General features: G+C 73.9%; 2 protein-coding genes. One reads left to right on the forward strand and one right to left on the reverse strand.

What is annotated here, in order from left to right:
* Nucleotides 1–716: coproporphyrinogen-III oxidase family protein (locus KBX53_RS33130; protein ID WP_210863798.1), on the reverse strand; the 716-nt coding region annotated here is incomplete at its 3' end.
* A 19-nt stretch (nucleotides 717–735) separates the two neighbouring features.
* On the opposite strand from KBX53_RS33130, the gene KBX53_RS33135 reads away from it, so the two are divergent.
* Nucleotides 736–1324: enoyl-CoA hydratase-related protein (locus KBX53_RS33135; protein WP_210863795.1), on the forward strand; the 589-nt coding region annotated here is incomplete at its 3' end.

Raw genomic sequence — 1324 nt, forward strand, 5'->3', positions numbered from 1 at the left:
CGCCGCATCCGGGCGGCGAGCCGGGTGCCGTCCTCGACGATCAGGGCGTACGCGCTGACGTGGTCCACCCCGGCGGCGACCACCTGCTCCAGCGAGGCGGCGAAGTCCTCGGCCCGTTCCCCCGGAGTGCCGTAGATCAGGTCCAGGTTGACGTGCGCGAACCCGGCGTCGCGCGCCTCCAGGGCGGCGGCGGTGGCCCGGCCGGCGCTGTGTGTGCGGTCCAGGATCGCCAGCACCCCCGGGGAGGCGGACTGCATGCCCAGCGAGATCCGGGTGTAGCCGGCCGCCCGCAGCAGCTTCAACGATTCCGGGGTGACCGACTCGGGGTTGGCCTCGGTGGTCACCTCGGCGTCGGCGGCCAGCCCCCAGGTGCGGTCGATCCCGTCGAGGATGCGGGCCAGGTCGTCGGCGGGGAGCAGGGTGGGCGTGCCACCACCGACGAAGACGGTGTCGACCCGGGGCGGCGGGTTGTCGCCCAGCACCCGGGCGGCGAGCGCCAGCTCGGCCAGGACGGTGTCGGCGTACCCCTCGCGGCTGGCACCGCCGCCCAGTTCGGCAGCGGTGTAGGTGTTGAAGTCGCAGTAGCCGCAGCGACTGGCGCAGAACGGGACGTGCACGTACACGCCGAAGCCGCGCGCGCCGACCGCTGCGGTGGCGGTGGCGGGCAACGATCCGTCGACGGGGACGGTCTCACCATCTGGAAGGACGCCGGGCATGGCCACTAGTGTGCCCGGCATGACCTCTCCCGACGTCCTCGTGCGGGTCGCCACGGCCCGTGGGGTGACCACCCTCACCCTGGACAGCCCACACAACCGCAACGCGCTCTCCACCGCCCTGATGACCCAGTTGCTGGCCGGGCTGGCGGACGCGGTGGCCGACGAGGCGGTCCGAGCGGTAGTGCTCGACCACACCGGCCCGGTTTTCTGCTCCGGGGCGGACCTGAAGGAAACCGCCATGGCGTACGCCAGCGGGACGGTTCCGGCCGGCATGTTGGGTGATGTGCTCGCCGCGGTCTGGGAGTGCCCGAAGCCCGTGCTGGCCCGGGTGGCCGGGCCGGCGCGGGCCGGTGGGCTCGGCCTGATCGCCGCCGCCGACCTGGCCGTCTGCGCCGACGAGGCGACGTTCGCGTTCACCGAGGTCCGCATCGGGGTGATCCCGGCGGTGATCTCGGCGACCGTGCTGCCCCGGCTGCACCCCCGCGCCGCCGCCGAGCTGTACCTGACCGGCGACACCTTCGACGGTCGCCGGGCCGCCGAGATCGGCCTGGTCACGGCGTCGGTCCCGGCGGACGGGCTGGACGACACGGTGCGCGGCTACTGCGACT

This window comes from Micromonospora sp. M51 (assembly GCF_018070305.1).
Taxonomy (GTDB): Bacteria; Actinomycetota; Actinomycetes; order Mycobacteriales; family Micromonosporaceae; genus Micromonospora; species Micromonospora parva.